Raw genomic sequence first — 25312 nt, 5'->3', positions numbered from 1 at the left:
GCGGCGATGTACGGCGCCGGATCGATCTTGTAGAGGCGCTGACCGGCCTTGACGTCGGTGCCTTCGGTGAATTCACGGCGCAGCACGATGCCGTCGACTCGCGCACGCACTTGCGCGACGAGGAATGCACTGGTGCGGCCCGGCAGGTCGGTGAAGACCGGCACGGCTTGCGGTTGGACGGTGACGACGCCGACTTCCGGCGTTTGCGGCGGCGGTGCCGATTCTTTTTTCCCGCACGCGGCCAGGAAAACGGCGGCCGTCGCGACAGTGATTAAGCGGTATGGAACCCGTTCGACGCGCATGGAGCGACCTCTGTGTATAACCAATGGAATAAGTGACGCGCCCGCCAGGAGCGCAACACGGATGCGCCTCGCGGCGCAGATCGAACACCTGAATTACTGGACTGCTAGATACAGCACGTCGGCACGAGACCTCCGTGCCGACGGGAATGCCGCGAACTGCGGACTGGTACTAGGGCGGGAATCAGCAGAGTGGGATATTAACTGATTGCCACTTGGGTCATTCGATCGTAGGGTGGTATTGTATATACATTCACGAATGTATGTAAAAAGCCCGTTTGTACTCCGCCGGCTGCCCCGTCTTACAGATTGTTACCAGCAGCAAGCATAGCCGGTCTGCATGACGGCGACGAGGGGTTGCGGACCCTATATTCACCGACGATCGATCCAATCAGGCCTGCACATGGTCAGACGTACCAAGGAGGAGGCGCTCGAGACGCGCAATCGCATTCTCGACGCCGCCGAACACGTGTTCTTCGAGAAAGGCGTATCACATACGTCGCTCGCGGACATCGCCCAGCACGCCGGCGTGACGCGCGGCGCGATCTACTGGCATTTCGCGAACAAGAGCGAACTGTTCGATGCGATGTTCGACCGCGTGCTCCTGCCGATCGACGAACTGAAGCGGATACCGCTCGACGCGCCCGGCGGCAATCCGCTCGACAAGGTGCGCCAGATCCTGATCTGGTGCCTGCTCGGCGTGCAGCGCGACCCGCAGCTGCGGCGCGTGTTCAGCATCCTGTTCATGAAGTGCGAGTACGTCGCGGACATGGAGCCGCTGCTGCAACGCAACCGCGCGGGGATGAGCGAGGCACTGCACATGATCGACGCCGATCTCGCGGTGGCCGTGGAGCGCAAGCTCCTGCCGGAGCGGCTCGATACGTGGCGCGCGGCGCTGATGCTGCACACGCTCGTCAGCGGGTTCGTGCGCGACATGCTGATGCTGCCCGACGAAATCGACGCCGAGCAGCATGCGGAAAAGCTCGTCGACGGCTGCTTCGACATGCTGCGCTACAGCCCGGCGATGCTGAAGGACCGCGACTGACCGCGGCGTAGGGCGCGCCCCGGCGCCGTGCCGCGTCAGGCCGCCTTCGCGCGATGCGCGCGAGCCCGCCGGTTCGACGCGGCCACCGAATCGCGCGCCGGCATCGGCGCGCCGGCCAGCCCCGCGATCCACGCGTCGGTCGACATCACGGCCGCGAAATTCGACTGGAACACCACCGCGTATGCGCGGTGAATCTCCTCGGCGCTCGCCGCGCCCGCTTCGTTCTCGTAAGGCAGCGCGCCCGTCGCATCGTCCAGGTACTCGACCTTCAGCCCCGCATGCGCCGCGTGATAGACCGTCGACGCATTGCAGTTGTGCGTCATGTAGCCGGCCACCGCGAGCGTGTCGATGCCGTGCGCGTCGAGCCACGCGGCGAGATCGGTGCCGGCGAACGAGCTGGCCTGCGCCTTCTCGATCCGATGCGCGTACGGCCGGCTGGCGACCACCGCGTGCAGCGCGACGCCGTCGGTGCCGGGCGCGAAGATCGGCGCGCCGGCCGGCGCGACGTGCTGAACCACGATCACCGGCACGCCGGCCGCATGCGCGGCGTCGATCGCACGGCCGATGTTCGCGAGCGACACGTCGAGCGGCGGATATTCGATCGGCAGGTTGCCTGTCACGTATTCGTTCTGCACGTCGATCACGATCAGTGCGCGACGAAAAGCGGGACGGGAAGCGGAATGCGGGACGGCGTTCGACATGGCGGGCTCCTGATCGGAGGCGCTGCCCCGCCCCGGAGCGGGGCGGCCAGCAGTGCGATGCGACGCATTGTCGGGCCGCGTGGCGGGCGCCGATAGTGGCCCGATAGCCATTCTTCGATAAAATCGGGCCATCGCCCTTCCGGAGCCCGCCATGCTCGCCGCCGCGTCGCCCGCCCCATCCGTTCCGACCGTCGTCGCCGTGATCGCGTACGACGGCATCAGCCCGTTCCACCTGTCGGTGCCGTCGGTCGTGTTCGGCAAGGAGCGCGACGCGGACGCGTCGCCCGCGTTCGCGTTCCGCGTCTGCTCGGCCGAGCGCGGCCCGCTCGCGACGACGGGCGGCTTCACGATCACCGCGCCGTACGGGCTCGATGCGCTCGACGATGCGGACATCGTCATCGTGCCCTCCTGGCGCGACCCGGACGAAGCGCCGCCCGACGCGCTGCTCGATGCCGTGCGCGCGGTCGCCGCGCGCGGCGCCGAACTCGTCGGCCTGTGTCTCGGCGCTTACGTGCTCGCCGCGGCCGGCCTGCTCGACGGCCGCCCGGCCACCACGCACTGGGCGTGGGCCGACGATTTCGCCCGGCGCTTTCCGCGCGTGAAACTCGATCCCGACGTGCTGTACGTGGACGACGGCAACCTGATGACGTCGGCCGGCACCGCCGCCGGCCTCGACTGCTGCCTGCACGTCGTGCGGCGGCGTTTCGGCTCGGACGCCGCGAACCGGATCGCGCGCCGCCTCGTGATCCCGCCGCACCGCCAGGGCGGGCAGGCCCAGTACGTGCCGCAGCCGGTCGCCGCGCATCCGCGCGATGCGCGGCTCGCGGGCCTGCTCGACTGGGTGCGCGCCCATCTGGACGCCGCGCACAGCGTCGATTCGCTCGCCGAGCGCGTGCTGATGAGCCGGCGCACGTTCACGCGCCACTTCCGCCAGGCGACGGGCACGACCGTCACCGCGTGGCTGCAGGCCGAGCGGCTCGCGCGCGCGCGGCATCTGCTCGAAACCACCGGACAATCGATCGACGCGATCGCGCAGGCGGCCGGCTACGGCTCGAGCGTGTCGCTGCGCCAGCATTTCGCGGGCGCGCTCGGCACGTCGCCGTCTGCGTATCGAAGGGAATTTCGCGGCGCCGGAGCCGGCGCCGGACGGTGACGCCCGCCGCGCGGGCGGCGGGCAGGCCGCGACGCGGCGCCGGGCGGCCGGTCAGCCGCCGTTGAACCAGCGTGCCGCGTAAAGCAGCAGCGCGACGAACACGATCATCGCCGCCCAGGCCCACACGGGTATCGTGCCGGAATCGCGATGCCGGAGCGCGCTCGCCGCCCGCCCGCTCAGCGTGCCGCCGAGATGCGGCGGCAACGCACGCTTCGTCGCGGCCACCAGCGATGCCGGCCGCAGAAACACATGCTGGCGCCGCTGCGCGGATGCGCTCGCGCGATTCGGCGCGAGACCGTGCTTCGCCTGCACGACCGCCCCGAACTCGCGGAAGAACGTGTCGGTCCATTCGCGCAGCGCATTGTCGATCTGCCGCCCCGGCAGTTCGGCGAGCGGCCCGCTCGCCGTCGCCCAGACCACGTACTCGATTCGCGTGGCGCTCGCATCGTCATCCGGCATCAGTGCGAGTTCGACCTGGCCGCGCAGTGCGCCAAGGCCGTCGGCCCGCGCCTTGAAGTTGAGCACGCGGCGCGGCCGCCCTTCCGCGTCGCCCTGCTCGGCGGCCGCATGCGCGCGCACGTCGTAGCGGGCGCGCAGCGGACCGAGCGGCACCGTGATCGTCAGCGCGAACTCGCCGTGCGCGAGTTTCACGAACGATTCGCAATGATCGAAGCTCGCCCGCAACAGCGCGAGATCCTCCAGCGCATCCCGCACGACAGGCGGCGCGAGCGGTACGCGTAACGTGTCGTTCAGTTCCATGACGCCTCCCCGATGAACGCACGCCGCATCAGGACGTCTCGACGAGACTGTCGACCCGTGCGACATCGAAGGCGACGTAGTGCGCCAGCACGGCCGCCGCCTCGTTCGGTTCTTCGTAACTCCATGCGGCGTTCTCGATCACGCCGTCTTCCGTCTGCAAGTCGAAATGCACGGCCTGCCCCCTGAACGGGCAGGCCGACGTGACGCCCGATTTCACGAGCCGGCGCATGTTGACGTCGCTGCGCGGCAGGTAATGGATGTCCGGGAGCCCCGCTTCACGCACGGTCAGCGCGCCGTGCGAATCGGCATAGGTGATGCCGCGATGAATCACGCGCACGCGATGGCGGTTCGGCACGATTTCGAGTCGAGGGTCGGCTGCATCGGACATCGTTTCTCCTTCGGGCGGCCGCCAGGCCGGGGCAGGAAACGAAAAAGCCACGGCACGCATGCCGTGGCTTTCATTATGGGCGAAACTTCGTCCGAGTGCGCGCCCGGGCCCCGGGCCGCGCGCGGCGGGCTACTGCGCACTCCACTGGAACGCGGCTTTCGCGCCGCCCTTCGCGCCGACCGTGACGGCGCGCGATTCGTCGCTGCCCTGGTACGACGCATGCACCGTATAGCGCCCCGGCGGCAGCTTCACCAGCATGTACGGCCCGCGCGCGTCGGTCGCCAGCACCTCGGTGCCCTTGCCGTCGACGATCCGCACATGAACGTCGGCCAGGAACTCGCCGCCCTTGCCGGTGAAGCGCAGCGCCAGCGGCCACGACGCCTCGTTACGCTGGAATGCCGTCGACTGGTCCTTGCCGATACCGCCCGACACGTAGCTGACATCGCCTTGCTGGCTCGCGGCGGGCAGACCGTCCGACTGCGCGTACGCGCCGGTCGCGCCGGCCGCGAGGCCGGCGGTCAGCGCCGCGGCGACGGCAAATCGGGACACGTTGCGTAGATATTGCATGGCTCTCTCCTTGGGGTCGGAACACATACGGGGCGCAGCGTCACGCGGTCGCACGGCGACGGCGCCCGCCGCGGCCGGCCGGGCCGGCCGTCGGCCGTGGCCGGTCAGCTCAGGTCGACCGGCACGAAGATCTGTGCATTATCGCGCTGGATCAGCAGAGCAAGACTGTTGCCCGCGCCCTTCACCGCGTCGCGCAACTGCTCGGGGCTCGTGACCGGGCGGCCGTTGACCGCGAGGATCACGTCGCCCGGCTGGATGCCCGCGTTGGCGGCCGGCCCGCCGGCCTGCTGCACGATCAGCCCGTGCGACAGGTTGCTGGCGCTGCGCTCCTGCGGCGACAGCGGACGCACCGCAACACCCAGGCGGCCCTGTTCGACCGGCCCGCCGTCGTTCGACGCGAGCTTCGCATCGGACATCGCGCCGAGCGTCACGCTGATCGACTTCTTCGACTTGTCGCGCCAGATCTGCAGGTCGGCCTTCGAACCGGGCTTCAGGTTCGCGATCTGCGCGGGCAGCGACGTCGAATCGGCGACCGGCGAACCGTTGACCGACAGGATCACGTCGCCCGGTTGCAGACCGGCCTTCGCGGCCGGACCGTTGGCGTCGACCGAGCTGACGAGCGCGCCGTCCGGCTTCTGCAGTCCGAACGAGCTCGCGAGCGTCTGGTTCAGCCCCTGCACGGCGACGCCGAGGCGGCCGCGGCTCACGTGGCCCGTCTTCACGAGCTCGTCCTTCACCTTGATCGCCTCGTTGATCGGGATCGCGAACGACAGGCCCTGGAAGCCGCCCGTCTGCGAGTAGATCATCGAGTTGATGCCGATCACCTCGCCCTGCAGGTTGAACAGCGGGCCGCCGGAGTTGCCGGGGTTCACCGGCACGTCGGTCTGAATGAACGGCGTGTAGTTCTCGTCCGGCAGCGCGCGCGACTTCGCGCTGATGATGCCCGACGTGACCGTGTTGTCGAAGCCGTACGGCGAGCCGATCGCGACGACCCACTGGCCGACCTTGCTCTGCGCCGGGTCGCCGATCTTCACGGTCGGCAGGCCGCTCGCGTCGATCTTCAGCACGGCGACGTCGGACTGCTTGTCGGAGCCGACGACCTTCGCCTTGTATTCGCGCTTGTCGGTCAGCTTGACCGTGACGACGTTCGCGCCGTCGATCACGTGTGCATTGGTGAGGATGTATCCGTCGGAACTGACGATGAAGCCCGACCCGAGACTCGCGCTCGGCTGGTCGTCCGGCTGCGCGTCGCCGCCCATGCCCGGCACCTGGCCGTAGAAGTGCTTGAAGAACTGGTAGAACGGGTCGCTCGGATCGATCGGCAGTTGCGGTTGCGGCGCGCGCCGCGACACCTGCTTCACGACATGCTTCGCGCTGATGTTCACGACCGCCGGGCCGTAGGTCTCGACGAGCCCGGAGAAATCGGGAATGCCGGTCTTGGCCGCGGCTTCGGCCGGCATCAATGCGGCCGCCTGCGCGGGCGTGATGATCTGCGGATCGGCGCGGCGCGTGCCGGCGAAATAGCCGGCCGACAGGGCAGCCGCCACGGCGACCGCGACGGTGCCGCGCGCAAGGAATCGGGTGTTCATCGTAGGACCTCCTCTTTGTTAGGACGCAGCGTAACGACCCTGACTTAAAGGAGGCTTAATCAGCCTTAAGCGGCGCTTAAGCGGCTGCCGGCACCCGGCCCGCGCCGCCCTCGCCGGACGCCCCCTTCAGACGGATTCGGAAGGCTGCGGCGCCGGGGCCGGCATCTCCGCATCGCGGAACACGACGCTGACGAGCAGGCCGCCCGCGGCCGCATCGCCGAGCGACACCGTCGCGCCCTGCTGCGCCGCCACGCGCTTGACGATCGCGAGCCCGAGCCCGCTGCCCGACACGTCGGTGCGCGCGCGCGCCGTGCTGTCGCGATAGAAGCGGTCGAACACGCGCTCGCGCTCGGCCGCCGGAATGCCCGGCCCGCTGTCGGCGATCTGCACGCAGGCGCGGCCGGCCGCGTCGCGCGTGAGCGACACGTCGATGCGGCCGCCGTCCGGCGTGTACTTCACCGCGTTGTCGAGCAGGTTGCCGAACATCACGCGCAGCGCGCCGACGTCCGCGACGACGCTCGCCGCGCGCGTTTCCTCGAAGCCGAGATCGATGTCGTGCCGCTGCGCGAGCGGCGCATGCGCGGCCACGCATTCGGCGAGCAGCGCCTGCAGGTCGACCGGTTCGCGCATCGTCGCGCCGTCCGGCTCGGCGCGCGCGAGCGCGAGCAGTTGCTCGGTGAGACGCGTCGCGCGCGACACGCCGTCCTGGAGATCCGCGATCGCCTCGCGGCGCGACGCATCGTCCTTCGCACGGGCGACGAGCTGCGCCTGGATCTGCACGGCCGCGAGCGGCGTGCGCAATTCGTGCGCGGCGTCGGCGACGAACGCCTTCTGCGTGTCGAGCGCCGCCGACAGGCGCGCGAGCAGCCCGTTCAGCGCCCGCACGAGCGGCTGCACCTCGAGCGGCAGGCGCGCGTCGGGCAGCGCATCGAGCGCTTCCGGCCGGCGCGCCTCGACCGCGCGCGTCACGCGCGCGAGCGGCGCGAGCCCGCGCCCGACGATCCCCCACACGGCCGCGCCGAGGAACGGCAGCAGCACGATCAGCGGCCACAGCGTGCGCAGCGCGACGTTCGCCGCCAGCCGGTTGCGCACCGACAGCGGCTGCGCGAGCTGCACGACGTTGTCGCCGACGATCGCGCCGTACACGCGCCATTCGCCGCGATCGGTGCGCTCGGTCGAGAAGCCGAGCTCCGCGCGCGGCGCGATCGGCGCGCGCGGATGCGAGAAGTACATCAGCACGCCGTTGCGATTCCAGATCTGGATCACGATGCCTTCGTCGCCGTTGGTGCGCGAGCCGAACACCTGCGAGAACGGCTCCGACGGGAGTGCCGCCGCGATTTCCTGCAACTGGTAGTCGAACAGCTCGTTCGCTTCGGCGAGCGCCTGCCGGTAGATGAGCCAGCCCGCCATGCCCACGCCCGCGACGACGATCGCGAGCAGCCAGATCAGCAATTGATGACGAATCGACCGCACGCGTCAGCTTTCCTTGACGACCATGTAGCCGAGCCCGCGCACGTTGCGAATCAGGTCCGAGCCGAGCTTCTTGCGCAGCGCGTGGATATAGACCTCGACCGTGTTGCTGCCGATCTCCTCGCCCCAGCCGTACATCTTCTCCTCGAGCTGGCTCTTCGACAGCACCGCGCCCGGCCGCGCGAGCAGCGCCTCGAGCAGCGCGAACTCGCGCGCGGACAGCGCGACGGGCGCACCGTCGAGCGTCACCTGGTGCGACGCGGGATCGAGCGTGAGCGCGCCGTGGCGGATCAGCGACTCGCTGCGTCCGGCCTGGCGGCGGATCAGCGCGCGCATCCGCGCGCCCAGCTCGTCGAGATCGAACGGCTTGACGAGGTAATCGTCGGCGCCGGCGTCGAGCCCCTTCACGCGATCGGCGACCGCGTCGCGCGCGGTGACGATCAGCACCGGCAGCGCCAGCCCGCGCCCGCGCAGCGTGCGCAGCACGTCGATGCCGTCGCGTTTCGGCAGGCCGAGATCGAGCAGCAGCAGATCGTACGTCTCGCCGCCGAGCGCCGTGAGCGCGGCGTCGCCGTCCTGCACCCAGTCGACCGCAAAGCCGTCCGAGCGCAGCGCCTTGCGCACGCCTTCGGCAATCATTCGATCATCTTCGACAAGCAGAATCCGCATCGGGACAGGCATCCATGGGCGAGTCAAACACGGCGACCATTGTAGCGCCGCGCATCGCGTGCGCGGCACCGTGCAATGCAACAGTAAGGCGGATTGCAAGGGGCCTGCCCCGACTTGTCTCTACAATGTGCGCTTCGGCGCCCCCGCGCGTCCTGCCCGAGCCCCCTGCTTTTCCCGTATTCGCCCATGCCGATTTCCGATCTTTCCGCCCGGTTCGTCCCCCGCGCCCGCGTCTGCCTGCGGGCAGCCGCCGTCGTCGCCACGTGCACGGCCCTCGCGTTCGCGCCGTCCGCGCAGGCCCGCAAGAAATCCCACAAGGAAGCGCGCAAGACCGCCGTCGTGTCGCCGGCCGCGCGCGCGGCCGGCCTGCCGGCATCCGTGCTCGTCGCGCTGCAGCGCGCGAAGGTGCCGGCGTCGGCGATGAGCGTCGTCGTCGAGCGCGTCGGCGATCCGCAACCGCTGATCGCATGGAATGCGAACCGGCCGATGCTGCCGGCCTCGACGATGAAGCTCGTGACGACCTTCTCGGGCCTGTCGATCCTCGGCCCCGACTACCGCTGGCGCACGACCGCGTACACGGACGGCACGGTCGACCCCGACGGCACGCTGCAAGGCAACCTGTACATCAAGGGCACCGGCGATCCGAAGCTCGTGCCCGAAGAACTGATCGACCTCGTCGACAAGCTGCGCAAGGCCGGCGTCAAGCGCGTGGCCGGCGGCCTCGTGCTCGACAAGAGCTATTTCGCTGCGTCGACGCGCGACCTGCCGTCGTTCGACGACGATGTCAGCGCGCCGTACAACGTCGGCCCCGATCCGTTGCTGTATGCATTCAAGGCCGTGTCGTTCACGGTCACGCCGGGCGATGACGGCAAGGTCGCCGTCGACGTGCTGCCGCCGCTCGCGAACCTGTCGATCGACAACCAGCTCGTCGAAGGCTCGGGTTCGTGCAGCGCGGCCGCCGCGGCTGCGCGCCCGACGCTGACGGCCGGCGGCGGGATCATGACCGCGTCGTTCGCCGGCGACTACCCGCTGCGCTGCGGCGCGCACACGACCAACCTCGCGATCCTCGATCACACGACGTTCTTCGCCCGCGGCTTCCTCGCGCTGTGGCAACAGGACGGCGGCACGATCGCGGGGCCCGTGAGCGAGGGCAAGGTGCCGGCCACCGCGCGGCCGCTCGCCGTGCATCACAGCCCGGTGCTCGGCAGCATCGTCTACGACATCAACAAGTTCAGCAACAACGTGATGGCGCGCAACCTGTTCCTCACGATCGGCGCGGTCAGCGGCAAGCCGCCCGCGACGCCCGAGCAGTCGAGCCGTGCGATCCAGGCGTTCCTGCAGAAAAACGGCATCGCGATGCCCGACCTCGTGCTCGAGAACGGCTCGGGGCTGTCGCGCGAAGAGCACGTGAGCGCGCTGTCGCTCGCCGCGCTGCTGCAGGCCGCGAACGCGAGCCTCGTCGCGCAGGCGTTCGTCGATTCGCTGCCGATCGCGGGCATCGACGGCACGATGAAGAACCGCCTCACCAACGCGGGCGTGCTCGGCAACGCGCACATCAAGACCGGCACGCTGCGCGACGTGCGCGCGATCGCCGGCTACGTCGCCGGGGCGGACGGGCAGAGCTACGTCGTCGTCAGCTTCATCAACAACGATCACGCGGAAGGCGCGCGCGCCGCGCACGACACGCTGCTCGAGTGGATCTACGCGGGCGCGCACTGACGATCCGTGCGGCGTGCAACGTGCGGCGTGCAGCGCGCAGCGGGCCGTCGCGACAGGGCGGCCTACGCGCCCCACGCACCGCGTCGCCCGCGAAAATCTCGCGCCGCGCGGTTTGAAACGCCCGCGCCACCGTCGCGCGACGCCCCGTGCGCGCGCCGCGCCCACAAAACGGGGCCGCACCGCCCGGCCCCGTGCAGTACGGGTTCCGTAGAAACCCTATCCTCTGAGGGAACCCTCTACGCTGCCCCCTCGCCTAGCGCGTGGCGATTGCGTAGGCTGTTGGCCTGACCGATATCTACAACGGGCCACACGCCCGGCCTCATGGCTTGCAGGGGAACGAAGGAGACACGCCCATGCGATTCGACGTCGAATTGCTTCTGCTCGCGCTGGCGCCCGTCTTCCTGCTCTGCATCGCGTGGGAGGCCTGGCACTTCGCCCGCACCCGTGCGCAGGACCGCATCTATGCGTGGCGCGACACGCTGTGCAACGCAGCGCTCGCGCTGATGCACCAGGGCGCCGACAAGATCGCCTGGCTGTTCGTGATCCCCGTCTATGCGTACTGCTACCGCCACTATCGCGTCTACACGTGGCACGACGGCTGGCTGTCGTTCGCGGTGCTGTTCGTCGCGCAGGACTTCCTCTACTACGTGTTTCATCGCGCGAGCCATCGCGTGCGCTGGCTGTGGGCCGCGCACGTCGTGCACCACTCGTCCGAGCGCATGAATTTCTCGACCGCGTTCCGCCAGAGCCTGATGTACCCGATCGCGGGCATGTGGCTGTTCTGGCTGCCGCTCGCGTTCGTCGGCTTTCCGCCGCAACAGATCGTCGGCATCGTGCTGATCAACCTCGCGTTCCAGTTCTTCGTGCACACGCAGGCGATCGGCAAGCTCGGCTGGCTCGAATTCGTGCTGAACACGCCGTCGATCCACCGCGCGCACCATGCACGCAACGCGCGCTACATCGACCGCAATTACGCAGGCGTCCTCGTGATCTGGGATCGCCTGTTCGGCAGCTATGTCGAGGAAACGCCCGACGATCCGCCGCGTTACGGAATCGTCGAGCGGCTCGGCTCGAACAACCCGCTCGTCGCGACGTTCCACGAGTGGGCGGCGATGGCGTCCGACGCGTGGCGCGTCGGCGGATGGCGCAACAAGCTGCGCGCGATTTTCGGCCCGCCCGAATGGGCGAGCGCTTATCATGCGCAGATCGCCGAGGCCGCGAACCCGGATCCGCGCACCGTGCCGCAGGCGGCTGCGCGCGACCGATAAACCGTTTCAGCCAACGGCCGCCGCGCAGCCCGGAACCGAGCAGGCACGCGGCAGATGAGAAACACATCAGGGCCATATCTACGAGGAGATCGAACGATGCAGACACAACAACACGCCCCTTCCCGCACGCGCCGGCGCATGCTGCGCACCGCGCAAGTCGCGATCGCCGGCGCCGCGCTCGCGCTGCTCGCCGCATGCGGCGGCGGCGACGACAACAACGGCAGCAGCGCGTCGAACACGCCGCCGTCGGGCGTGAAGATGCAGATCGTGTCGTTCGGCGACAGCCTGTCCGACGTCGGCACCTACTCGCAGATCAAGCTCGGCTTCGGCGGCGGCCGCTTCACGACCAACCCGGGCCAGGTCTGGACGCAGGACGTCGCCCAGTACTACGGCGACACGCTGCAGCCCGCGAACCAGGGCGGCTTCGGCATCCCGCTGCAGGCGACGGGCGGCCTCGGCTACGCGCAAGGCGGCTCGCGCGTGACGCTGCAGCCGGGCATCGGCCACGCGGACGCCAGCGTGCCGAACCCCGACTACGCCCAGGCGACGACGACGCCGATCGCCGACCAGGTCAAGCAGTACCTGACGCAGCACGGCAGCTTCAACGCCGGCCAGATCGTGCTGATCAACGGCGGCGCGAACGACATCTTCTACCAGGCCCAGGTCGCGCAGGCGCAAGGCAACACGCCGGCCGCGCAACTCGCGGCGGCGCAGGCGATCGGCCTGGCCGCGCAGCAGCTGGGCGGGATCGTCCAGCAGATCGTCGCGGCGGGCGCGACGCACGTGTTCGTCGCGAACGTGCCGGACATCGGCGGCACGCCGCTCGCGCTGCAAGGCGGCGCGAGCACGCAGGCCGCGTTCACGCAACTGTCGGGGCTGTTCAACAAGACGCTCGTCGGCACGCTCGCCGCGCTGAAGGTCGACCCGACGAAGTACGTGGTGGTCGATTCGTTCACGTGGCAGGACGGCATCGCGGCCAACTACCAGGCGAACGGCTTCAGCGTGTCGAATACGGACACCGCGTGCAACCTGAAGGCGATGGTCCAGGCCGCCACGCAGTACGGCGTCGCGAATGCGACCGCGTTCGGCTCGTCGCTGTTCTGCTCGCCGCAGACCTACACGGTCGCGAACGCGGACCAGACCTACATGTTCGCCGACACGGTCCACCCGACGACGCACCTGCACGCGCTGTTCGCGCAATACGTCGAACAGCAGATCGCGAAATCCGGCGTCGGCAAGTAAGCCGCCGGCCACGCGCCCAAACGAAAACGCCCGACCGGTTCGCCGGTCGGGCGTTTTTCATTCGGCAGGCGCCTGCGCGCGTCAGTCGCGCGCTTCGAATGCCGCCGCCGCGCGGCCGAGGCGATCGTTGACCGCGATCCATTCGACGGTCTCGGGCAGCTTCTCGACGAGGATGCGCGCGACCTGCGCGCGATCGAGCGCTCGCAGCATCCCGTACAGGTCGCGTGCATAGGCCTGCGGATCTTCCGGCGCCGCGACGAAATGCACGCCGTCGGCCTGCGCCCAGTGTCCTGCCCGCGACGCGCGGGCGACGAGCGCGACGCGCTCGCCGTCGGTTTGCGCGGCCGCGAGCAGCGGCTCGAGTGCGTCGAACGGCAGCAGCGCGAGCGGCGTACGCGGCGCGTAATGCGCTTTCAGCGTGCCCGACGCGCGCGGCGCGGTCGCGTCGCTGCCGTCCGGCAGCTTCGGCGCGCGGCCGAGCACGTCGGCGATCTGCTGCGGCGTCACGTGGCCCGGGCGCAGCAGCGCCGGGAAGCCGCGCGACAGATCGAGGATCGTCGACTCGATGCCGACTTCCGATGCGCCGCCGTCGAGCACGTGCACGGTATCGCCGAATTCGTCGCGCACGTGTTGCGCGGTCGTCGGGCTCACGTGGCCGAACCGGTTCGCGGACGGCGCGGCCACGCCGCCGTGGCCGCCGCGCCGCGCGCTGAACGCGGCCAGCAGCGCCTGCGCGACCGGATGCGACGGACAGCGCAGCCCGACCGAATCCTGCCCGCCGCTCACGGCATCCGGAATACGCGCATGACGCTTCAGAATCAGCGTGAGCGGCCCCGGCCAGAACGCATCGATCAGCGCGTGCGCGTCGGCCGGCAGATCGTCGGCCCAGTAGCCCGGATCGCCGCCGGGCGGCAGATGCACGATCACCGGATGGTTCGCGGGCCGCCCTTTCGCCGCATAGATGCGCGCGACGGCCTCGGGATTCGCCGCGTCGCCGCCGAGCCCGTAGACGGTTTCGGTCGGAAACGCGACGAGCTGGCCCGCGTCGAGCAACGCGGCGGCCGCGTCGATCTGCGCGGGCGTCACGTGCTTCGGGAGATCGATGGACATCGGCCCGCGCCTCAGTCGAGCGGCACGCGCAGCAGTTGCGCGCACGCGTTGGCGGCGGCGACGGCTTCGTCGCGCGTCTCGGCCGTGAAGTTCACGTGGCCCATCTTGCGGCCGACGCGCGCTTCTTCCTTGCCGTACAGGTGCAGATGCGCGGCCGGCATCGCGGCGACCGCGTCCCACGGCGGCGTGACGGCATCGGCTGCCGCGCCGTCGGGGAACCACACGTCGCCGAGGATGTTCAGCATCGCGGCCGGCGAATGCTGGCGCGGGTTGCCGAGCGGCATGCGCGTCATCGCGCGCACCTGCTGCTCGAACTGGCTCGTTGCGCACGCATCGACCGTGTAGTGGCCGGAGTTGTGCGGACGCGGCGCCATTTCGTTCGCGACGAACGAGCCGTCCTCCAGCACGAAGAACTCGACGCACAGCACGCCGACGTAGCCGAGCGTATCGGCGATCCGCACGGCCGCCTGCTGCGCCTCTTCGACGCGCGCGGCATCGGCCGCCGGCGCCGGCACGACCGTCAGCGCGAGGATGCCGTCGTGATGCACGTTCTGCGCGAGCGGGAACGCGGCCGAGCGGCCATCCGCGCCGCGCGCGATCAGCGCCGACACCTCGTATTTCAGCGGCAGGCGCTTCTCCAGCACGCACGGCACGCCGCCGAGCGCGGCATGCGCGTCGCGTGCTTCCTGCGCGGTGGCGACGCGCACCTGGCCCTTGCCGTCGTAGCCGAGGCGGGCCGTCTTCAGGATGCCCGGCAGCACCGCGTCGAGCGCGGCATCGTCGAGCGCGGCGAGCGCCGCCGCCGATTCGATCACGACGTGCGGCGCGACCGGCACGCCCGACGCCTCGATGAAACGCTTCTCCGCGATCCGGTCCTGCGCGACCGCGACGCAGCGGCCGGCCGGTGCGACGAACGTCGTGCGCGCGAGGAAATCGAGGCTCGCGGCCGGCACGTTCTCGAATTCCGTCGAGACGGCCTCGCACAGGTCCGCCAGTTCGGCGAGTGCGGCTTCGTCGTCGTACGCCGCGCGCAGATGGCGATCGGCGACCGCGCCGGCGGGGCTCGCCGGATCGGGATCGAGCACGGCGACGCGATAGCCCATCGACTGGGCGGCAAAGCAGAACATGCGGCCGAGCTGGCCACCGCCGACCATGCCCAGCCACGCGCCGGGCAGGATCGGGGAAACGGAATCAGGAGTTGCGGTCATGTCAGTGGTCGGTCGCGGCGGAACGCGGAAATGCCCGCCGCAGTAGGAAAATCCGGCGCCGGCCGCATCGTGAGGCCGCGCGCCATGCCGTCATGCCAGCGGCGGCAGCACCATCGCGTGCGCGGCTTCGTTCTGGCGCACGCGGAACGCCGCGAGCCGGTTCGCGTAGTCGACCGAGTTGCCGGACAGGATCGACACCGCGAACAGCGCGGCGTTCGCGGCGCCGGCCTCGCCGATCGCGAACGTCGCGACGGGCACGCCCTTCGGCATCTGCACGATCGAGTGCAGCGAATCGACGCCCTTCAGGTACTTGCTCGCGACCGGCACGCCGAGCACCGGCACCGTGGTCTTCGCGGCCAGCATGCCGGGCAGGTGCGCGGCGCCGCCGGCGCCCGCGATGATCGCGCGCAGCCCGCGCTCGCGCGCCTTCTCCGCATAGTCGAACATCTCGTCGGGCATCCGGTGCGCGGACACGACCTTCGCTTCGTACGGCACGCCGAATTCCTGCAGGATCGCGACCGCGTTCTTCATCACGTCCCAGTCGGAACTCGAACCCATCAGCACGCCGACGAGCGGCGCGCTGTGCGTGTGGGCAGTTTGCTTTTCATTCATTTCGTGTGTTCCCGTCGACCGGAGCGAGTGCTTCAGCACTGACTCCGGTCCCATGCAAAGCTCCGTCAGGCGAGCGCCTGGCCCGTGATGCGCTCGAGCGCTTCCTGATACTTCGCGGCCGTCTTCTCGACGACGTCGGCCGGCAGCGCCGGCGCCGGCGCCGTCTTGCCCCACGGCTGCGCCTCGAGCCAGTCGCGCACGAACTGCTTGTCGAACGACGGCGGGTTCGTGCCGACTTCATACTGGTCGGCCGGCCAGAAGCGCGACGAATCGGCGGTCAGCACTTCGTCCATCAGGTACAGCTTGCCGTGGTTGTCGAGGCCGAATTCGAACTTCGTGTCGGCGATGATGATGCCGCGCGTCGCCGCGTAATCGGCCGCTTCCCTGTACAGGCGAATCGAGATGTCGCGGATCGTCGCGGCCAGCTCGGTGCCGATGCGGCGCTCGGTTTCCTCGAACGTGATGTTCTCGTCGTGCTCGCCCATCTCGGCCTTCGCGGCCGGCGTGAAGATCGGCTCGGGCAGCTTCTGCGCGTTCTGCAGGCCTTCCGGCAGTTGCACGCCGCACACGGCGCCCGACGCCTGGTATTCCTTCCAGCCGCTGCCGGCCAGATAGCCGCGCACGACCGCTTCGATCATGATCGGCTCGAGACGCTTGACGACCACGCCGCGGCCCTTCACCTGCTCGACCTCGTCGGCCGCGACGACCGCTTCCGGCGCGTCGCCCGTCAGGTGATTCGGCACGATGTGCGCGAGCTTGTCGAACCAGAAGTTCGCCATCTGGTTCAGCACGCGGCCCTTGTTCGGAATCGGCTCGCCCATCACCACGTCGAAGGCCGACAGGCGATCGGTCGTGACGATCAGGAGCTTGTCGTTGCCGACCGCGTAGTTATCGCGAACCTTGCCGCGACCGAGGAGCGGCAGCGAGCGGAGCGTGGATTCGTAAAGGGTAGACATCGTCTTTTCGCAGATAAGGAGCCAAACAAAAAGGGAAACGCCGTTCCCCGCGGCAGGCGGGAACGGCGGTCTTGCAATACGTCGGCGAACCGGCGGGCGCAGCGCCCGGACGGCTGCCGGCCGGCCCTCGTTCGGCCGGACGGAACGGCTGCCGGGGCCGGACCGGATCCGGCCGGCCTGGCGGCCCGCCCATGCCCGGCGGCAGAACCGGGCGGGGCAATCGTACTACAGTCTCAGCGCACGACCTGTGCGAGCGCACCCGACTTGTACTGCTCGGCGATCTTGTCGAGCGACACCGGCTTGATCTTGGCGGCCTGGCCTTCGCAGCCGAACGCGAGGTAACGGTCGACGCAGACCTTCTTCGCGGCTTCGCGCGCGGGCTTCAGGTAGTCGCGCGGATCGAACTTGCCCGGATTCTCGAACAGGTAGCGGCGGATCGCGCCGGTGATCGCGAGACGCAGGTCGGTGTCGATGTTGATCTTGCGCACGCCGTGCTTGATGCCTTCCTGGATTTCCTCGACCGGCACGCCGTAGGTTTCCTTCATGTCGCCGCCGAATTCGCGGATCTCGGCCAGCAGTTCCTGCGGCACCGACGACGAACCGTGCATCACGAGGTGCGTGTTCGGGATGCGCGCGTGGATTTCCTTGATGCGCTGGATCGACAGGATGTCGCCCGTCGGCTTCTTCGAGAACTTGTACGCGCCGTGCGACGTGCCGATCGCGATCGCGAGCGCATCGCACTGCGTGAGCTTCACGAAGTCGGCGGCTTGCTCCGGATCGGTCAGCAGCTGCTCGCGGGTCATCGTGCCTTCCGCGCCGTGGCCGTCTTCCTTGTCGCCCTTCATCGTCTCGAGCGAGCCCAGCACGCCGAGCTCGGCTTCGACCGTCACACCGATCGAGTGCGCCATCTCGACGACCTTGCGCGACACGTCGACGTTGTACTCGTACGACGCGACCGTCTTGCCGTCGGCTTCGAGCGAACCGTCCATCATCACGCTCGTGAAGCCGCTGCGGATCGCGGCCGTGCAGACCGCCGGCGACTGGCCGTGGTCCTGGTGCATCACGACCGGAATGTGCGGATACGATTCGACCGCCGCTTCGATCAGGTGGCGCAGGAACGGCTCGCCCGCATACTTACGCGCGCCGGCCGATGCCTGCATGATCACGGGCGCGCCGACCTGATCCGCCGCCGCCATGATCGCCTGGACCTGCTCCAGGTTGTTCACGTTGAAGGCCGGCAGGCCGTAACCGTGCTCTGCCGCGTGGTCCAGCAATTGACGCATTGATACGAGAGGCATTGTGGAACTCCTTGGAATGAAAACCGGTGCGCCCTGACGCCGGCGCGGCGCTCGCTCCCGGTCCAGACCGGGGCGGCACGGCGCGGCTGAGCGTCGAATAGCCGCATTTTATCGCGAAGCGCCTCCGATTCCGACCGCCGGGTAGCGCCCGCTCGCAATTTGTTACGTTCGCACGGCACAATCCGGCCAAAAAGGAGAAAAAAAGCCGCGCGGGGCTTCGGACCCCGCGCGGCTTTCGCGCAAAAAACGGTGCCGGATCGATTCCGGCCGATCCGGGCCGCAGGCCGCGAGCCGGCTCGATGCGGCTCGGGCGGCGCTCAATAATGCTCGCCGACTCGTACGATCTTCAGCGTGTTGGTGCCGCCCGCCTGCCCCATCGGCTCGCCGACGGTCAGCACGACCATGTCGCCGTGCTGCACGTAACCCTGCTTGACGACGATCTCGAGCGCCGCCTGCAGCGCCGAATCGCGGTCGCTGTTGAAGTCGACGTGCAGCGGCGTCACGTTGCGGTACAGCGCCATCGTGCGCTCGCTGCCGACGCGCGGCGTCAGCGCGAAGATCGGCACGTGCGTGTAGTGACGCGACATCCACAGCGCGGTCGCACCCGATTCGGTCAGCGCGACGATCGCCTTCGCGCCGAGGTGATACGCGGTGAACAGCGCGCCCATCGCGATCGACTGATCGATCCGCGTGAACGTGCGGTCGAGGAAATCCTTGTCCAGCTCGACATGCTCCGACTTTTCCGCCTCGACGCACACGGCCGCCATTGTCTCGATCGTGACGACCGGGTACTTGCCGGCGGCCGTCTCGGCCGACAGCATCACCGCGTCGGTGCCGTCGAGCACCGCGTTCGCGACGTCCGACACTTCCGCGCGGGTCGGCACCGGTGCGTAGATCATCGATTCCATCATCTGCGTCGCGGTGATCACGAGCTTGTTCGACTCGCGCGCCATCCGGATCATCCGCTTCTGCAACGCCGGCACGGCCGCGTTGCCCACTTCCACCGCGAGGTCGCCGCGCGCGACCATGATGCCGTCGGATGCGTCGAGGATGCTCTGCAGCGCCGGAATCGCTTCCGCGCGCTCGATCTTCGCGATCATCTTCGGCTTGATGCCGTACGGCGCGCCCGCGATGTTCGCGAGCTGGCGCGCCATTTCCATGTCGGTCGCGTTCTTCGGGAACGACACCGCGACGAGGTCCGCGCCGAGCGACATCGCGGTGCGGATGTCCTCCATGTCCTTCGCGGTCAGCGCCGGCGCCGACAGGCCGCCGCCCTGGCGGTTGATCCCCTTGTTGTTCGACAGCTCGCCGCCCACCTTGACGGTCGTGTGGATCTCGTCGCCGAGCACGCGCTCGACGGTCAGCACGATCAGCCCGTCGTTCAGCAGCAGCAGGTCGCCCGGCTTCAGGTCGCGCGGCAGTTCCTTGTAGTCGAGGCCGACGCGCTCGTCGTTGCCGAGTTCGCAGCCCGCATCGAGGATGAACGGCTGCCCCGGCACGAGCGTGGTCTTGCCGTTCTCGAACTTGCCGACGCGGATCTTCGGGCCCTGGAGGTCGGCCATGATCGCGATCTCGCGGCCGACCTTGCGGGCGGCCTCGCGCACCATTTCGGCGCGCTGGCGGTGATCGTCGGCCGTGCCGTGCGAAAAATTGAGCCGCACGACGTCGAGGCCCGCCTGCATCATCTGCAGCAGAGTCTCCGGCGAACTGGAGGCCGGGCCGATCGTGGCGACTATCTTGGTGGCGCGCTGCATGAAACTCCTCATCTGGATCAAGGTGGATGCGCTGGGTGAAACGCTGCGAGAGCCGGAAGCGGCAGGCCCAGCGGCGGCCGCTCCGGGGAGCGTGCCGGTGCTTGCGCCCGGCATCGCTTTGTTCTGAATCTCGTGGTGCTGCACGGCCGCGTCGCCGGCGGCCGCCGGTGCGCGCGGGGCCGAGTTCGCCCGCGCGGGCGCGCGTTTGCGCTTGCCCGCGCCGGCCGGCTGCTCCGCTTTCGCGGAGCGCACGGCCTTCGTCGCCCCTGCGCGCGTCGCCACGCTCAGGCCGCCCGCGTTTCGAGCACTTCCACCGCCGGCAGCTTCTTCCCCTCGAGGAACTCGAGGAAGGCGCCGCCGCCCGTCGAGATGTAGCTGACCTGGTCGTGGATGCCGTACTTCGCGATGGCCGCGAGCGTGTCGCCGCCGCCCGCGATCGAGAACGCGGACGATTTGGCGATCGCTTCGGCGAGCGTCTTCGTGCCGTTGCCGAACTGGTCGAACTCGAACACGCCGACCGGGCCGTTCCAGACGATCGTGCCGGCCTTCTCGAGCTGGCTCGCGAGCGCGCGGGCCGTATCGGGGCCGATGTCGAGGATCATGTCGTCCGCCTCGATGTCGGCGACCTGCTTCACCGTGGCCGCGGCCGTCGGCGAGAATTCCTTCGCGGTGACGACGTCGGTGGGGATCGGCACCGACGCGCCGCGCTCGCGCGCTTCGTCGATGATCGCCTTCGCCTCGGCGACGAGATCGGCTTCCGCGAGCGACTTGCCGATCGACAGGCCGGCCGCGAGCATGAACGTGTTCGCGATGCCGCCGCCGACGATCAACTGGTCGACCTTGCCGGCCAGCGACTTCAGGATGGTCAGCTTGGTCGACACCTTGGAACCGGCGACGATCGCGACCAGCGGGCGCGCCGGGTTGCCGAGCGCCTTGCCGAGCGCGTCGAGTTCGGCCGCCAGCAGCGGGCCCGCGCACGCGACGGGCGCGTACTTCGCGATGCCGTGCGTGGTCGCTTCCGCGCGGTGCGCGGTGCCGAACGCGTCGTTCACGTACACGTCGCAGAGCTTCGCCATCTTTTGCGCGAGCTCGTCCGAATTCTTCTTCTCGCCCTTGTTCACGCGGCAGTTCTCGAGCAGCACGACCTGGCCCGGCGCGACGTTCACGCCGTTCTCGACCCAGTTCGATACGAGCGGCACGTCGCGGCCGAGCAGTTCGCCCAGACGCTTCGCGACCGGCGCGAGCGAGTCTTCCGGCTTGAATTCGCCTTCGGTCGGACGGCCGAGGTGCGACGTGACCATCACGGCCGCGCCGGCGTCGAGCGCGGCCCGGATGGCCGGCACGGACGCGCGCACGCGCGTGTCCTCGGTGATGTTGCCGTGATCGTCCTGCGGGACGTTCAGGTCGGCACGGATGAACACCCGCTTGCCGGCGAGCTGGCCGGCGGCGATCAGGTCGGTGAGACGCTTGACTTGGCTCATGTTGAACAGATTGAAGTAGTGGATGGGGAAAGGGGGTTCACGCTGGACGTGCGCGGGCTGCCGCGAAAGGGCGCCGGATGCGGCCGTGGCTGGCGGTTCGCATGACGCGCACGGGTAAAAAATCTCGAACGGGCATTCTAGCCGATCCACCCGGCAGACTGACCCGTGCGGCGGCGAATTCCGCCTATTTGGGATTGCGTGCGGCCGGCGGCGTGATGCTGCATCGCAACAACGCCCGGGCCGCTCCGGTCGGCACGCGGCCGGCCGGGGCAGCGAATCATCAGAACATCAGGCGCAGCGCGGTGAACACGAGCATGCCGACGACGATCGTGCCGAGCATGCTGCGCCGCCACAAAAACCAGCCGAGGCCGGCGAGCGCCGCGTAGAGCGGATGATTGGACAGCCCGAACGACAGCCCCGCCGGCGTTTCGAGCACGTCGGGCAGCACGACGGCGACCAGCGCGGCGGCCGGCGCGTAGCGCAGCGCGCGCTGCGCGCGTTCGGGCAGCACGGTACGCTCGCCGCCGATCAGGAACAGCGCGCGCGTGACGGCCGTGACGATCGTCATCCCGACGATGACGATCCAGATCTCGGTCGCGTTCATTCGATGTCCTTTTCGTGCACGGTTTCGGTCCGGATGCGCCGCCAGTCGGCGCGCTCGACGAAGAAATCGGCCGCGCAGCCGGCCGCGAGCGCGGCGAACACCGCCAGCGGCAGCGCGAGCCGGTACGGCAGGTCGAACGCGATCAGCGCCACGATCCCGGCGACCGCGACGGCCGCGAGCGTCGAACGGTTCGCGACCGCCGACACCATGATCGGGATCAGCGCGAGCGTGCCGGCCAGCTCCAGTCCCCAGCTCGCGGGAAAGATGCTCGCGAGCAGGATGCCGGCGAGCGACGACACCTGCCAAGACGCCCAGCTCGCGAGCGCCATCCCCCAGAAATACGCCTCCTTGCCCGGCACGCGGCCGTACGCGAAGCCCTGTTTCTGGAACAGCAGGTAGATCACGTCGCCGTTGAAATAGCCGATCGCGAGGCGCCGCCACAGCGGCAGGTAGGAAAAATGGGGCGCCAGCCCGGCGCTGAAGATCACGAAGCGCAGGTTGACCATCGCGGCCGTGAGCAGCACGGTCCAGATCGGCAGCTTCGCCGCGAGGAGCGGCAGCACCGCGAGCTGCGACGAGCCCGCGTAGACGAACAGCGACATCGCGCTCGCCTGCCCGAGCGTCATCACGGACTTGCTCATCGCGATGCCGGTGACGAGCCCCCAGGACAGGATCGCCATCAGTGTCGGGGAATAGTCGCGCGCGCCCTGGATCAGCGCGAAGCGGTCGGTGGCGGACAATCGAGCGAGCATGGGAAAGGCGGGCTGCAGCGGGCGGTTCGTCCGGGCGCCGGCGTCTCCCGCCGGCAAGGCCCGTCGTTATTGGAATCGGTACCGGCCGATTATAGCCCCGACCCTGTGCCGACCGACCGGATCGCCGCCAAATGACGCTAAAATAAGCGTCTTTCCGGCTCAACGCTGCATACAACCCGCAGCACCCCACCGCTTCCAGGAGAATCCTATGTCAATGGCCGACCGCGACGGCAAGATCTGGATGGACGGCAAGCTGATCGACTGGCGCGACGCCAAGATCCACGTCCTGACCCACACGCTGCACTACGGCATGGGCGTCTTCGAGGGCGTACGCGCGTACAAGGCGGCCGACGGCAGCACCGCGATCTTCCGCCTGCGCGAGCACACCAAGCGTCTGCTGAATTCGGCGAAGATCTTCCAGATGGACGTGCCGTTCGACCGCGAAACGCTCGAAGCCGCGCAACTCGCGGTCGTGCGCGAGAACCGGCTCGAGTCGTGCTACCTGCGCCCGATCATCTGGGTCGGCTCCGAAAAGCTCGGCGTGGCCGCGAAGGGCAACACGATCCACGTCGCGATCGCCGCGTGGCCGTGGGGCGCGTATCTCGGCGAAGAAGGCCTCGCGAAGGGCATCCGCGTGAAGACGTCGTCGTTCACGCGCCATCACGTGAACGTGTCGATGGTGCGCGCGAAGGCGTCGGGCTGGTACGTGAACTCGATTCTCGCGAACCAGGAAGCGACGGCCGACGGCTACGACGAAGCGCTGCTGCTCGACGTCGACGGCTACGTGTCCGAAGGCTCCGGCGAGAACTTCTTCCTCGTGAACAACGGCAAGCTGTACACGCCCGACCTGTCGTCGTGCCTCGACGGCATCACGCGCGACACGGTCATCACGCTCGCGAAGGACGCCGGCATCGACGTGATCGAGAAGCGCATCACGCGCGACGAGGTCTACACGGCCGACGAAGCGTTCTTCACCGGCACGGCCGCCGAAGTCACGCCGATCCGCGAGCTCGACAACCGCACGATCGGCAGCGGCGCGCGCGGCCCCGTCACGGAAAAGCTCCAGTCGGCGTTTTTCGATATCGTGTCGGGCAAGAACGCGAAGTACGCGCACTGGCTGACGAAGGTCTGAGCGCGCCGCGCGACCGACTGCCCCACACAAGAGTGATAAGAGAAAGTCTCATGAGTGAAATCAAGGAAATGCCGCTGGTCGAGCTGACGGCCAAGGATCTTCCCGCCTACTGCCCGAACCCGGCCATGACGCGCTGGAATGCGCACCCGCGCGTGTTCATCGACGTGTCGCACGGCGAGGCGCGCTGCCCGTACTGCGGCACGCGCTACAAGCTGCGCGACGGCGAGGTCGTCAAGGGCCACTGAGCCCCGCCGGCCGGGCCCGAGGGCCTTCGATCCGCAAGGCGGCGCAGCCGGAGGTCCGGCGCGCCGCCCTTCCCCATTCTGGCAACCCGAACGCGGCGCCCGTGCGCCGTGCTTCATTACGACATCGGAAGTCGACCTGATGCGTCGAGCGCTGGTTATCGCACCGAACTGGATCGGTGACGCATTGATGGCGCAGCCGCTTTTTGCGCTGCTGAAAAAGCTCCATCCCCGCATCGCGATCGATGCCGTCGCACCCTCGTGGGTCGCGCCCGTGCTCGAGCGGATGCCCGAGATCCACGATGTCTACGCGACCGATCTCGCGCACGGCAAGCTGCAGTTGCTGCGCCGCTGGCAGCTCGCGAGCGACCTGCGCGACGTCGGCTACGACGCGGCGTACGTGCTGCCGAATTCGCTGAAGTCCGCGGTGATCCCGTGGCTCGCGAACATCCCGCTGCGGATCGGCTATACGGGCGAGCACCGCTACGGGCTGCTGAACGTGCGGCACGCGAATCCGACCAAGTCGGGCGAGCGCCCGCCGATGACGACCCACTACGCGGCGCTCGCCTACGCGCCGGGGGCGAAGCTGCCCGAGTCGATGAAGACGCTGCCCGCGCCGCGCCTGGACGCCGACCTGAACGAGACGGCGCGCGTGTCCGCCCGCTTCAATCTCGATACGCGCAAGCCGCTCGTCGTGTTCTGCCCCGGCGCCGAATATGGTCCGGCCAAGCGCTGGCCGCCCGAGCATTTCGCGTCGCTCGCGACCATCGTCCACCAGTCGTTCCCGTATACGCAGATCGTCGCGCTCGGCTCGCAGAAGGATGCGGCGGCCGCGCAGGCGATTGCCGACCACGCGCCGAACGTGCGCAACCTGTGCGGGCAGACGTCGTTGTCCGAGGCGTGCGCGCTGATCGCGCGCGCGAACGCCGTCGTCACCAACGATTCGGGGCTGATGCACGTCGCCGCCGCGCTGCGCCGGCCGCTCGTCGCGTTGTACGGATCGACCGATCCGCGCCACACCCCTCCGCTGTCGGACCTGGCGAAGGTACAATGGCTGCATCTCGAATGCAGTCCCTGCTTCGAACGCGAGTGCCCGCTCGGCCACCTGAAGTGCCTGCGCGAACTCGGTCCCGAGCAGGTATTCGGCGATTTGCGCGGCATGCTCGTCGGGCAGCGCTGACCCTGACCGGCGGCGTCGCACGGCGCGCCGGGCAATCCGATTCACCGGTGCGCGGCGGCTCGATCCGGGCCGCCATGCTGAATACGGCGCGCGATGCGCGCGAGAGACAACCCC

General features: G+C 68.9%; 25 protein-coding genes and 1 pseudogene. 9 read left to right on the top strand and 17 right to left on the bottom strand.

Going from position 1 to position 25312, the window contains the following annotated elements; translation table 11 throughout:
• Positions 1–302 (bottom strand): annotated as a pseudogene (locus tag WS96_RS23550) (biotin/lipoyl-binding protein); the annotation flags it as partial.
• A gap of 400 nt (positions 303–702) precedes the next feature.
• Here WS96_RS23550 and WS96_RS23545 point away from each other — a divergent pair.
• Positions 703–1344, top strand: a complete 642-nt coding sequence (locus tag WS96_RS23545; RefSeq protein ID WP_059780567.1) for a TetR family transcriptional regulator — start codon at positions 703–705, stop codon at positions 1342–1344.
• 35 nt (positions 1345–1379) lie between these two features.
• Here WS96_RS23545 and WS96_RS23540 read toward each other — a convergent pair whose 3' ends face one another.
• The gene (locus tag WS96_RS23540) at positions 1380–2045 is read right to left on the bottom strand and encodes a cysteine hydrolase family protein (RefSeq protein ID WP_034208269.1); all 666 of its coding nucleotides are present in this window, start codon (positions 2043–2045) and stop codon (positions 1380–1382) included.
• A 151-nt stretch (positions 2046–2196) separates the two neighbouring features.
• On the opposite strand from WS96_RS23540, the gene WS96_RS23535 reads away from it, so the two are divergent.
• Positions 2197–3198, top strand: a complete 1002-nt coding sequence (locus WS96_RS23535; protein WP_059835775.1) for a helix-turn-helix domain-containing protein — start codon at positions 2197–2199, stop codon at positions 3196–3198.
• Between the two features lie 51 nt (positions 3199–3249).
• On the opposite strand, the gene WS96_RS23530 is transcribed toward WS96_RS23535, so the two are convergent.
• From WS96_RS23530 to WS96_RS23505, 6 genes are all read right to left on the bottom strand, one after another.
• Positions 3250–3957 carry a CoxG family protein gene (locus WS96_RS23530; RefSeq protein WP_059835773.1) on the bottom strand — a complete coding sequence of 236 codons (708 nt, stop codon included), beginning with the start codon at positions 3955–3957 and terminating at the stop codon, positions 3250–3252.
• 28 nt (positions 3958–3985) lie between these two features.
• Positions 3986–4345, bottom strand: a complete 360-nt coding sequence (locus tag WS96_RS23525; protein WP_059780565.1) for a DUF427 domain-containing protein — start codon at positions 4343–4345, stop codon at positions 3986–3988.
• Between the two features lie 129 nt (positions 4346–4474).
• Positions 4475–4912, bottom strand: a complete 438-nt coding sequence (locus WS96_RS23520; RefSeq protein WP_059835771.1) for a carboxypeptidase-like regulatory domain-containing protein — start codon at positions 4910–4912, stop codon at positions 4475–4477.
• A gap of 104 nt (positions 4913–5016) precedes the next feature.
• Positions 5017–6501, bottom strand: coding sequence for a DegQ family serine endoprotease (locus WS96_RS23515; RefSeq protein WP_034208274.1), 1485 nt, complete (start codon positions 6499–6501; stop codon positions 5017–5019).
• 126 nt (positions 6502–6627) lie between these two features.
• Positions 6628–7974, bottom strand: a complete 1347-nt coding sequence (locus tag WS96_RS23510; protein WP_059835769.1) for an ATP-binding protein — start codon at positions 7972–7974, stop codon at positions 6628–6630.
• Positions 7975–7977: 3 nt separating this feature from the next.
• Positions 7978–8640 carry a response regulator gene (locus tag WS96_RS23505; RefSeq protein WP_006481728.1) on the bottom strand — a complete coding sequence of 221 codons (663 nt, stop codon included), beginning with the start codon at positions 8638–8640 and terminating at the stop codon, positions 7978–7980.
• 186 nt (positions 8641–8826) lie between these two features.
• On the opposite strand from WS96_RS23505, the gene dacB reads away from it, so the two are divergent.
• The 3 genes from dacB (at position 8827) to WS96_RS23490 (ending at position 12869) form a co-directional block, all read left to right on the top strand.
• Positions 8827–10359 (top strand): D-alanyl-D-alanine carboxypeptidase/D-alanyl-D-alanine endopeptidase, encoded by a 1533-nt coding sequence (dacB, locus tag WS96_RS23500; RefSeq protein ID WP_059835767.1) that lies wholly within the window; start codon positions 8827–8829, stop codon positions 10357–10359.
• A 353-nt stretch (positions 10360–10712) separates the two neighbouring features.
• The gene (locus tag WS96_RS23495) at positions 10713–11627 is read left to right on the top strand and encodes a sterol desaturase family protein (RefSeq protein ID WP_059835765.1); all 915 of its coding nucleotides are present in this window, start codon (positions 10713–10715) and stop codon (positions 11625–11627) included.
• Between the two features lie 96 nt (positions 11628–11723).
• Positions 11724–12869, top strand: coding sequence for an SGNH/GDSL hydrolase family protein (locus tag WS96_RS23490; protein WP_059835763.1), 1146 nt, complete (start codon positions 11724–11726; stop codon positions 12867–12869).
• Between the two features lie 81 nt (positions 12870–12950).
• Here the strand turns inward: WS96_RS23490 and WS96_RS23485 are convergent, their stop codons facing one another.
• From WS96_RS23485 to pyk, 6 genes are all read right to left on the bottom strand, one after another.
• A complete protein-coding gene (locus WS96_RS23485) occupies positions 12951–13979 on the bottom strand; it encodes an L-threonylcarbamoyladenylate synthase (protein WP_059835761.1) in 1029 nt (342 codons plus the stop codon).
• An 11-nt stretch (positions 13980–13990) separates the two neighbouring features.
• A complete protein-coding gene (locus tag WS96_RS23480) occupies positions 13991–15187 on the bottom strand; it encodes a 5-(carboxyamino)imidazole ribonucleotide synthase (RefSeq protein ID WP_059780559.1) in 1197 nt (398 codons plus the stop codon).
• A gap of 90 nt (positions 15188–15277) precedes the next feature.
• Positions 15278–15799 (bottom strand): 5-(carboxyamino)imidazole ribonucleotide mutase, encoded by a 522-nt coding sequence (gene purE / locus WS96_RS23475; RefSeq protein ID WP_034208281.1) that lies wholly within the window; start codon positions 15797–15799, stop codon positions 15278–15280.
• A gap of 65 nt (positions 15800–15864) precedes the next feature.
• Positions 15865–16755 carry a phosphoribosylaminoimidazolesuccinocarboxamide synthase gene (locus tag WS96_RS23470; protein WP_059835759.1) on the bottom strand — a complete coding sequence of 297 codons (891 nt, stop codon included), beginning with the start codon at positions 16753–16755 and terminating at the stop codon, positions 15865–15867.
• A 233-nt stretch (positions 16756–16988) separates the two neighbouring features.
• Positions 16989–18053 (bottom strand): class II fructose-bisphosphate aldolase, encoded by a 1065-nt coding sequence (gene fba / locus WS96_RS23465; RefSeq protein WP_059835757.1) that lies wholly within the window; start codon positions 18051–18053, stop codon positions 16989–16991.
• Positions 18054–18370: 317 nt separating this feature from the next.
• Complete coding sequence (gene pyk, locus WS96_RS23460) at positions 18371–19807, bottom strand: pyruvate kinase (RefSeq protein ID WP_034208283.1); 1437 nt, start codon at positions 19805–19807, stop codon at positions 18371–18373.
• Between pyk and WS96_RS34585 the strand changes: the two genes are divergently transcribed.
• Positions 19806–19934, top strand: a complete 129-nt coding sequence (locus tag WS96_RS34585) for a hypothetical protein (protein WP_023476234.1) — start codon at positions 19806–19808, stop codon at positions 19932–19934. The genes pyk and WS96_RS34585 overlap by 2 nt on opposite strands.
• Before the next feature lie 157 nt (positions 19935–20091).
• Here WS96_RS34585 and WS96_RS23455 read toward each other — a convergent pair whose 3' ends face one another.
• From WS96_RS23455 to WS96_RS23445, 3 genes are all read right to left on the bottom strand, one after another.
• Positions 20092–21288 carry a phosphoglycerate kinase gene (locus WS96_RS23455; RefSeq protein ID WP_059835755.1) on the bottom strand — a complete coding sequence of 399 codons (1197 nt, stop codon included), beginning with the start codon at positions 21286–21288 and terminating at the stop codon, positions 20092–20094.
• 280 nt (positions 21289–21568) lie between these two features.
• Complete coding sequence (locus tag WS96_RS23450) at positions 21569–21892, bottom strand: AzlD domain-containing protein (protein WP_059835752.1); 324 nt, start codon at positions 21890–21892, stop codon at positions 21569–21571.
• Positions 21889–22644, bottom strand: a complete 756-nt coding sequence (locus tag WS96_RS23445) for an AzlC family ABC transporter permease (protein ID WP_059835750.1) — start codon at positions 22642–22644, stop codon at positions 21889–21891. The genes WS96_RS23450 and WS96_RS23445 overlap by 4 nt, the downstream gene beginning before the upstream one ends.
• Before the next feature lie 208 nt (positions 22645–22852).
• Between WS96_RS23445 and WS96_RS23440 the strand changes: the two genes are divergently transcribed.
• The 3 genes from WS96_RS23440 (at position 22853) to waaF (ending at position 25198) form a co-directional block, all read left to right on the top strand.
• Positions 22853–23776, top strand: a complete 924-nt coding sequence (locus WS96_RS23440) for a branched-chain amino acid transaminase (protein ID WP_027785311.1) — start codon at positions 22853–22855, stop codon at positions 23774–23776.
• 50 nt (positions 23777–23826) lie between these two features.
• Positions 23827–24021: a zinc-finger domain-containing protein gene (locus WS96_RS23435; protein ID WP_006482499.1), complete on the top strand. Its 195-nt coding sequence runs from the start codon at positions 23827–23829 to the stop codon at positions 24019–24021.
• Between the two features lie 139 nt (positions 24022–24160).
• Positions 24161–25198 (top strand): lipopolysaccharide heptosyltransferase II, encoded by a 1038-nt coding sequence (gene waaF, locus WS96_RS23430; protein ID WP_027785312.1) that lies wholly within the window; start codon positions 24161–24163, stop codon positions 25196–25198.
• The last annotated feature ends 114 nt before the right edge of the window (positions 25199–25312 follow it).

Source organism: Burkholderia sp. MSMB1835 (genome assembly GCF_001526365.1).
Classification (GTDB): domain Bacteria; phylum Pseudomonadota; class Gammaproteobacteria; order Burkholderiales; family Burkholderiaceae; genus Burkholderia.
The sequence above is the reverse complement of the archived record's forward strand: the minus strand, read 5'-3'. Positions and strand labels throughout refer to the sequence as shown.